This window comes from Ramlibacter sp. (assembly GCF_028291745.1).
Lineage (GTDB): Bacteria > Pseudomonadota > Gammaproteobacteria > Burkholderiales > Burkholderiaceae_C > Ramlibacter.
The window spans coordinates 24,518-32,891 of record NZ_JAQGNQ010000025.1; the positions used below are offsets into that span (position 1 = coordinate 24,518).

Consider the following 8,374-nt stretch of genomic DNA (forward strand, 5'->3'; position numbering starts at 1 on the left):
CCAGCCCTCCCCCGGAGGGGGAGGGAGTGAATCCATCAGCCCGTGTTGCGCAAGCCCGCCGCAATGCCATTGATCGCCAGGTGAATCCCTCGCCGTTCGCGCTCGTCGGCGTCCCCTTGCCGCCATCGGCGCACCAGTTCCACCTGCAGATGGTGCAGCGGGTCGATGTACGGGAAGCGATGGCGGATCGAGCGGGCGAGCGCGGGGTTGCTGGCGAGGCGCTGCTTTTCGAGCGTGACCAGCGCCAGCCCATCCACCGTGCGCTGCCACTCCGCCTCGATCGCCCCGAAGATGCGCCGGCGCAGGCGCGCATCGGGCACGAGTTCGGCGTAGCGCGAGGCCAGGGCCAGGTCGCTCTTGGCCAGCACCATGTCCATGTTCGACAGCAGCGCGCGGAAGAAGGGCCACTGCCGGTACATCTTCTGCAGCAGCGCCGCTTGCTCCTTGCGCTCGCCGGCGGCCAGGAAAACCTCGACGGCGGAGCCGAAGCCGAACCAGCCGGGTAGCGTCAGGCGGCACTGGCCCCAGCTGAAACTCCAGGGGATCGCGCGCAGGTCCTCGATGCGCTGGCTGGCCTTGCGCGCCGCCGGCCGCGAGCCGATGTTCAGTTCCGCGATCTCGCGAATCGGCGTCGCGTGGAAGAAGTAGTCGGCGAAACCCGGCGTTTCGTACACCAGCGCGCGGTACGCCTTCATGCTGGCCTGCGAGAGCGTCTCGGCTGCCTGCAGGAAAGCCTTGGGGGCGGTCTTGGTGGGCTGCAGCAGGGTGGCCTCGAGGGTCGCGGCGACCAGTGTCTCGAGGTTGCGCCGGCCGATTTCCGCGTTGGCGTACTTGGAGGCGATCACCTCGCCCTGCTCGGTGAGGCGGATCTGCCCGCGCACCGTGCCCGGGGGCTGCGCCAGGATCGCCTGGTAGCTCGGTCCGCCGCCGCGGCCCACCGTGCCGCCGCGGCCATGAAACAGGCGCAGCTGGATGTTGTGCGTGTTGGCCAACTCGTCGAACAGCGCCACCAGGGCGATCTCGGCGCGATAGAGCTCCCAGTTGCTGGTGAAGATGCCGCCGTCCTTGTTGCTGTCGCTGTAGCCCAGCATGATGTCCTGCTCGGCGCCCGAGCGCTGCATCATCCTGGCCACGCCGGGCAGCGCATAGAAGTCGCGCATGATGGGCGCGGCATTGCGCAGGTCCTCGATGGTCTCGAACAAGGGCACGACGATCAGGTCGATCGTTGCGTTGTCATCGACCGTTCCGCGCAGCAGGCCGATTTCCTTTTGCAGCAGCATCACTTCCAGCAGGTCGCTCACCGCCTCGGTGTGGCTGATGATGTAGTGGCGGATGGCTTCCGTGCCGTAGCGCCGTCGCATCTGCAAGGCCGCCTCGAAGATCGCGAGTTCCTTGCGCGCGTGCTCGCTGTAGTCGTGCCCCAGCACGCGCAGGGGCCGCGCGTCCGAAAGCAGCCGCAGCAGCACCGCGCGCTTGCCCGCTTCGTCCAGCGCGCGGTAGTCGCCCTCCACGCGGGCGACCGACAGCAGTTCGGCCACCACCTGCTCGTGCTGCTCGGAGACCTGCCGCAGGTCCACCGTGGCCAGATGAAAGCCGAACACCTCCACCGCCCGCATCAGCGGTTTGAGCCGCTGTTGCACGAGGGCGCCGCCGTGATGCGCGAGCAGCGAGTCGCGCATGATGCGCAGGTCCGCGAGAAAGTCTTCCGCGCTCAGGTAGGGGTTCTGCGGCGGCACCGCATGGCGCGCCGCCTCGCCGCCGGTGAATTCCTTCAGGGTGGCGGCCAGCCGTGAATACATGCCGGTGACCGCGCGGCGATAGGGCTCGTCCAGCCGGTGCTCGTTGGTGTCCGGCGAGCTCTCGGCCAGCGCGCGCATGGCGGGCGTCAGTTGCACCAGCAGCGCGGAGAGCGACAACTCGCTGCCCAGGCGGAACAGCTCGGTGAGGTAATAGCGCACGGCGACTTCGCACTGCCGCCGCAGCGCGTAGACCAGGGTCTCCGCGCTGACGTTGGGATTGCCGTCGCGGTCGCCGCCGATCCACTGCCCCATGCGCAGGAAGCTCGCCACCGGGTGCTGTCCCAGCTCCTGTTCGAGCTGGGCATAGAGCTTGGGGATCTCGCGCAGGAAGGTCGCCTCGTAGTAGCTGAGGGACGTCTCGATCTCGTCGGCCACCGTGAGCTTGGTGAAACGCAGCAAGCGCGTCTGCCACAGCTGCAGCACGCGGGCGCGCATCTGCAGCTCGTTGGCCGCCAGCTCGCGCGGGGCCAGCGCGTCGCGCGGTTGCGCGCGGGCACGGATCTCGTCGCGTTCGGCCAGCAGGCGCGCGAGGTCGCGTTCGGCGTCGAGGATGCTCTTGCGCTGCACCTCGGTGGGGTGCGCGGTCAGCACGGGCGAGAGATAGCTGTGGGCGAGCGTCTGCGCCACCGCCTTGGCGCTGATGCCGGCCCAGCGCAGGCGGGCCAGCGCCACCTCGATGCTGCCCTCCTGCGTGTCGCCCGCCCGTTCGTGTACCTGGCGGCGGCGGATGTGGTGCCGGTCTTCCGCCAGGTTGGCCAGGTGGCTGAAATAGGTGAAGGCGCGGATCACCTTGACCGCCTCGTCCCCCGAGAGGCCCTTCAGCAGCTTCTTCAACTCGCGGTTGGCCGCCTCATCCTGGTGACGGCGGAACGACACCGACAGTTTCCGGATGCGCTCGACCAGGTCGAAGGTGTCGACGCCTTCCTGCTCGCGGATGACGTCGCCGAGCAGGCGTCCCAGCAGGCGGATGTCTTCGACCAGGGGGCGTTCGTTGTCCTTGGCACGCCGCGCGGGCGGCTGCTCGGAGGGCGGCATCGAGGCTTTCCGTTGGGGGAATCGGGGAATGCTAGCATCGACTTTCCTCCACCGAACAACAAGCGGGTTACGACGTGAGCCAGTTCACCATCGCCACGCGCGAAAGCCGGCTGGCCCTGTGGCAGGCCGAACACGTGCAGGCCCTGCTCGCGCAGCGCGGCCACCAGGTCGCCCTGCTCGGCATGACCACCCGCGGCGACCAGATCCTCGATCGCTCGCTCAGCAAGGTCGGCGGCAAGGGCCTGTTCGTCAAGGAGCTCGAGGTGGCGCTCGAGGAAGGCCGGGCCGACCTCGCGGTGCATTCGCTCAAGGACGTGCCCATGGACCTGCCGCCCGGCTTCGTGCTGGCCTGCGTGCTGGAACGCGAGGATCCGCGCGACGCCTTCGTCTCCACTCGGTACGCGCAGTGGTCGGAGCTGCCGCAAGGCGCGGTGGTGGGCACGTCCAGTCTGCGTCGCACGGTGCTGCTGCGCGCGCTGCGGCCGGACCTGCGGATCGAACCGCTGCGGGGCAACCTCGATACACGCCTGCGCAAGCTCGATGACGGCGGCTACGACGCGATCGTGCTGGCCGCCGCCGGTCTCAAGCGGCTTGGCCTGGCCAGCCGCATCCGTCGCATCTTCGAGCCGAGCGAGATGCTGCCCGCCGCAGGGCAGGGCGCGCTGGGCATCGAGACGCGCAGCGAGCGCCCCGAAGTGGCCGCGGCGCTGGCGCCCTTCGCGCACCAGTCCACCTGGCTGTGCGTCGCCGCCGAGCGCGCGGTGAGCCGCAGCATGGGAGGAAGCTGCTCGATGCCGCTGGCCGCCCACGCGCATTTCGACGGCGAGTACCTGCAGTTGCAAGCAGCCTGGGGTGACCCCGACCAGGCCGGCGTGCTGGTACGCGCCCGCGGCGCCGGCGTGATCGCGGACCTCGAACAGGCTGCGGCCCTGGGCGAAGCGGTTGCGGCCCGCCTGCGCGCTGGCGGCGCGCACTGAAGGTGACGATGGCCGTGGTCGTCACGCGGCCGCAGCCCGAGGCCGCACGCTGGGCCGCGCGCTTGCGTGAGCGTGGGCACGACACGATCGTGCTGCCGCTGCTGGCGATAGGCCCGCCACTCGATCCCCAGCCCTTGCGGCAAGCCGCAAGCGCGTTGCGCGATTACCGCGCAGTGATGTTCGTCAGCGCCAATGCGGTGCAGGGCTTCTTCGCCTTGCACCCCGATTTCGCCGGTCCGCGCGCGTGGGCGCCCGGGCCGGCCACGCGCGATGCGCTGCGCGCCGCGGGCGTGCCGGCCGCCGGCATCGATGCGCCAGCCGACGATGCCGAGCAGTTCGATTCGGAAAGCCTCTGGCAGCAGGTCGGCGCCCAATTGCACGCGGGCGATCGCCTGCTGCTGGTGCGCGGCGCCGATGCGCAAGGCCGCAGCCAGGGCCGCGAATGGCTGGCGCAGCAATTGGCTGCGCGCGGGGTTGTCGTCGACACGGTCGTTGCCTATCGCCGTGCGTTGCCTGCCTGGGGTGACGAGGAACGCGCGCAGGCCGGGCGCTGCGCCGTCGACGGCTCGCTGTGGCTCTTCAGCAGTTCGGAAGCCGGCGGCAACCTGGCACAGCTGTTGCCGCAGCAGGACTGGTCGCAGGCGCGGGCGCTGGCCACCCATCCGCGCATCGCCGAGACGGTGCGTGCGCTCGGCTTCGGCACGGTGCAAGCATCCCGGCCTGGATATGAGGAAGTGGTCGCGTCGATAGAATCCCGTCGATGAGTTCTCTGCCTCCCGCGCCGCCTTCGCCCGAGCTGGCGTCGGTGCTGCCGGCACCTGCCCCGGCCGCGCCGCCGTTCGTGCCGGGATCGGTGCGCGCCGCCACCGTCTCGCGCGCCACGCTGTTCGCGCTGGCGCTGATCGCCGGCGTGGCGCTGCTCTCCAGCGTGATGCTGTGGCAGCGCCTGTCGGCCATCCAGGAGCAGCTGGCGCGCCAGAGCGCGGACACCGGCGCGAACGCCATCGAGGCGCGAACGCTGGCTCGCCAGGCGCAGGACGTCGCCCGCGATGCGGTCGCCCGCCAGGCCGTGCTGGAGCAGCGCCTGTCCGAGGTCTCGCTGCAGCGCAGCCAGCTCGAGGACCTGATGCAAAGCCTCTCGCGCTCGCGCGACGAGAACCTGGTCGTCGACGTCGAGTCGGCATTGCGCCTGGCCCAGCAGCAGACCCAGCTCACCGGCAGTGCCGAGCCGCTGCTGGCGGCGCTGCGCACCGCCGACCAGCGCCTGGCGCGCGCCGCGCAGCCGCGGCTCGCCCGCGTGCGGGCCGCCATCGCGCGTGACGTCGACCGCATCCGCTCGGCACCGGTGACCGACGTGCCCGGGCTGCTCGCGCGCCTCGACGAGATGGTGCGCCAGGTCGACGAACTCCCGCTCGCCAATGCCGTGCCCGCGCGGACCTTGAAGGCCGTGCCCCGCAAGCCAGCCGCGACGACGGCCGCGCTCTGGTGGGAGCGCTGGCGTGACGCCGTGCTGGAAGACGCGCGCGGCCTGGTCCGCGTGAGCCGCATCGACGAACCCGACGCCGTGCTGCTGGCCCCCGACCAGGCTTTCTTCCTGCGCGAGAACCTCAAGCTCAAGCTGCTGAACGCGCGTTTTTCGCTGCTGGCGCGCCAGAGCGACTCCGCGCGCTCCGACGTGGCGACGGCGAGCGCCGCGCTGGCCAAGTATTTCGATGGCACTTCGCGCCGCACGCAGGCCGTGGCCGGCCAGCTGCAGCAGGTGCAGGCGCAAGTGCGCATCGCGGAGCTGCCGCGCATCGAGGACACGCTGGCCGCGCTGGCAACGGCCGCGGCCGGAAAGTAGGCGGGCATGCGGGCGGCGCTCTGGCTCCTGGTCCTGTTCGCCATCGCGGCGGCGGTGGCCCTGTTCGCGGGCAACAACCAGGGCTCGGTCACGCTGTTCTGGCCGCCTTATCGCATCGACCTGTCGCTCAATCTCGTGCTGCTGTTGTTGCTGGCGGCGTTCTTCGTCGTGCACACGGCGATGGGGGCGCTGTCGGCGCTGTTCGAGCTGCCGCGGCAGGCGCTGCGCTGGCGCACCCAGCAGAAGGAACGCGCGATGCACGCATCGCTGCTGGAGGCGCTGTCGCACCTGCTGGCCGGCCGCTACATCCGTGCCCGCACGTCCGCCGAAGACGTGCTGGCGCAGGAGGCGTCGCTCAGCGCCTCGCGCCAACGGCCGGCCAACGCCAGCCAGCTGCGCGCGATCGCCCACCTGCTGGCCGCCGAATCCGCGCAGGCGCTGCAGGACCGCGCGGCCCGCGAGGAGCACCTGCAGCTGGCGCTGGAGCAGGCCTCGGCGCGCGACGCGCAGGAGACCCGCGATGGCGCGCTGTTGCGGGCCGCCCGCTGGGCGCTGGAGGACCGCGAGCCCGAGGCCGCGATGCGGGCCCTGCACGCCCTGCCGCTGGGCGCCGGCCGGCGCACGCTGGCCCTGCGCACGCGGCTGCGCGCCTCGCGCCAGGCGGGCAAGCCGTTGGAGGCGCTCGAGACTGCGCGGCTGCTGGCCAAGCACCATGCCTTCTCACCGGTGGCGGCACGCACCATCGTGCGCGGCCTGGCGGTCGACCTGCTCAATGGCGCCTACGACACCGCGCAACTGCAGCGCGCCTGGAACACGCTGGAGCCGGCCGAGCGACTGATCCCCGAAGTGGCGATCCACGGCGCGCAACGCCTCACCTCGCTGCGTGGCGATGCGCGGCTCGCGCGCGACTGGCTGCTGCCGGTGTGGGAGGCGCAAGCCGACCTGGGCGACACGCTGCGGGTGAAGCTGGTGTGCGCGCTGGAAGAGGGCATGGAATCCCTCGACGCGGTTTGGCTCGCCCGCATCGAGGCGGCGCAGAAGGCAAACCCGCGCGACGCCACGCTGCAATACCTGGCCGGCATGGCCTGCATGAAGCGGCAGTTGTGGGGCAAGGCGCAGCAGCTGCTGACGCAAGCGGCACTGGGCCTGCAGGACGCCAAGCTGCACCGCGCCGCGTGGCGCGCACTGGCCGAACTGGCAGAGCAGCGCGAAGACGCGTCGGCGGCGGCGGTGGCGTGGAAGAGGGCGGCGGGGGAGTAGGCCCGACGGCTCGCCGGTCTTGCTCCTTCCCCCGTCGGGGGAAGGCTGGGATGGCGGCGCTGCGCGCACGCGCCGGCCGGAGCGCCCCCACCCCAGACCTGCCCCGCAGTGGGAGGGGGTAAGACCCAACAAAAAGGGCGCCCGAGGGCGCCCTTTTCTCACCGCATGCGGCCGCTCAGAACGGCAACTGCAGGTTGCGCAGGTCGCGCTTGGTCTCCACCAGCACCAGCGGGCCTTCCTGGCTTTCGGCCACCGGCGGCCGCTCGCGCGGGACGTGCACGGGCTTGGTCTCGGCCGCCATCGCGGCTTGCGCGGCGGCGATCTTGTCGGCATCCGACAGCACCCACTGCAGCCCCGAGCCTTCGGCGACGTTCTTCAGGTCATCGATCGGCAGGCGGAAAGCCTGAACGCGCGGCACGTGCTGCGTGTCCATCGCTGCTGCAGCGGCCACCGGCGCTGCTTGCACCGGCGGTTGCTGACGCTGCGGCTGCTGCGGCTGCGCTGGCGTGGCCGAGGCATGGTGCTCCTCGGGCAAGGGCGCGTTGCCGGCAAACACCTCCTGCTCCGCCGCGGACACCTCGGCGCCGACAGCCACGGCCTCGCCGTTGGGGCGCTCGGCACGCTCGCCACGTTCACGGCGGTCACGGCCATAGCGGTCACGCGAGCGGCGGTCGCGGCGGCCGTCGCCTTCCGCGCCCTCGGCATTCGTCTCCCGGCCGTCGTCGAAGTGCGTGTGCGACTCCAGCACCGGATCGGCGGCCGGCATCGCCTGCGCAGGGGCCGGCTCGGTCAGCGCGCCCACCGAACCGGCAGCGCCGGCCAGCGCGTCGGCACCAACCTCGGCCTGCCACTCCTCGCGCGGGCCGCGCTCGCGGCGCTCGCCGCGTTCGCCGCGTTCGCCGCGGCCGCCCCGTTCGCCCCGCGGCGGACGGTCCTGGCGCTGCTCGGGAGCGACGCCTTCACCACCAGCGACCTCGGTCGGCAGCGGCTGCTCGCCTTGCTCGGGCGGGCGGCCATCCAGCACCGCACGGTCGGCTTCCGCCTGCCGTTCGGTTTCGCGGCGCTGGCGCGCCTCGAAACGGTCGCGGCTTTCGCGCGGTTCGCGGTCGTCGCGGCCCTCGCGTGGTTCACGCGGCTCGCGCACCTCACGCACTTCGCGCGGCTCGCGGGCTTCGCGTCCCTCACGCGCTTCGCGCGGCTCGCGCACTTCACGAGGTTCACGCGGCTCACGAGGTTCACGCGGCTCACGAGTTTCACGACCCTCACGCGCTTCGCGCGGCTCGCGGCCTTCACGCGGCTCGCGGCCCTCGCGCGCTTCGCGCCCTTCACGGGGCTCGCGCGGCTCGCGCTGCTCACGGCCTTCACCGCGGCCATCGCCACGGCCGTCGCCACGACCCCGCTCACCGCGCTCGCGCCGGCCTTGCTGGCCCTCGCCGCGCGCCTGCTGGCCTTCGCCACGC

Annotated in this window: 6 protein-coding genes and 1 pseudogene; 5 read left to right on the forward strand and 2 right to left on the reverse strand. The window is 71.7% G+C overall.

The genetic code is table 11. The features are described 5' to 3' along the window. Positions 1 to 35: 35 nt before the first annotated feature. Positions 36 to 2,834 carry a phosphoenolpyruvate carboxylase gene (gene ppc / locus JWP60_RS04070; RefSeq protein WP_299786638.1) on the reverse strand — a complete coding sequence of 933 codons (2,799 nt, stop codon included), beginning with the start codon at positions 2,832 to 2,834 and terminating at the stop codon, positions 36 to 38. Between the two features lie 74 nt (positions 2,835 to 2,908). Here ppc and hemC point away from each other — a divergent pair, with 74 nt between their 5' ends. The 4 genes from hemC to JWP60_RS04090 are packed head-to-tail and all read left to right on the forward strand — an operon-like array spanning position 2,909 to position 6,914. Beyond that, positions 2,909 to 3,811 (forward strand): hydroxymethylbilane synthase, encoded by a 903-nt coding sequence (gene hemC, locus JWP60_RS04075; RefSeq protein WP_299786640.1) that lies wholly within the window; start codon positions 2,909 to 2,911, stop codon positions 3,809 to 3,811. An 8-nt stretch (positions 3,812 to 3,819) separates the two neighbouring features. After that, positions 3,820 to 4,575: a uroporphyrinogen-III synthase gene (locus tag JWP60_RS04080; RefSeq protein WP_299786642.1), complete on the forward strand. Its 756-nt coding sequence runs from the start codon at positions 3,820 to 3,822 to the stop codon at positions 4,573 to 4,575. Continuing rightward, on the forward strand, positions 4,572 to 5,654 hold the full coding sequence (locus JWP60_RS04085) for a uroporphyrinogen-III C-methyltransferase (protein ID WP_299786644.1): 1,083 nt from the start codon (positions 4,572 to 4,574) through the stop codon (positions 5,652 to 5,654). The genes JWP60_RS04080 and JWP60_RS04085 overlap by 4 nt, the downstream gene beginning before the upstream one ends. Positions 5,655 to 5,660: 6 nt before the next feature. Continuing rightward, the gene (locus JWP60_RS04090) at positions 5,661 to 6,914 is read left to right on the forward strand and encodes a heme biosynthesis HemY N-terminal domain-containing protein (protein WP_299786645.1); all 1,254 of its coding nucleotides are present in this window, start codon (positions 5,661 to 5,663) and stop codon (positions 6,912 to 6,914) included. Positions 6,915 to 7,089: 175 nt separating this feature from the next. On the opposite strand, the gene JWP60_RS04095 is transcribed toward JWP60_RS04090, so the two are convergent. Next, positions 7,090 to 7,938, reverse strand: coding sequence for a hypothetical protein (locus tag JWP60_RS04095; RefSeq protein ID WP_299786646.1), 849 nt, complete (start codon positions 7,936 to 7,938; stop codon positions 7,090 to 7,092). On the opposite strand from JWP60_RS04095, the pseudogene JWP60_RS04100 reads away from it, so the two are divergent. Beyond that, positions 7,912 to 8,374: pseudogene (locus JWP60_RS04100) on the forward strand (hypothetical protein); the annotation flags it as partial. The gene JWP60_RS04095 and the pseudogene JWP60_RS04100 overlap by 27 nt on opposite strands.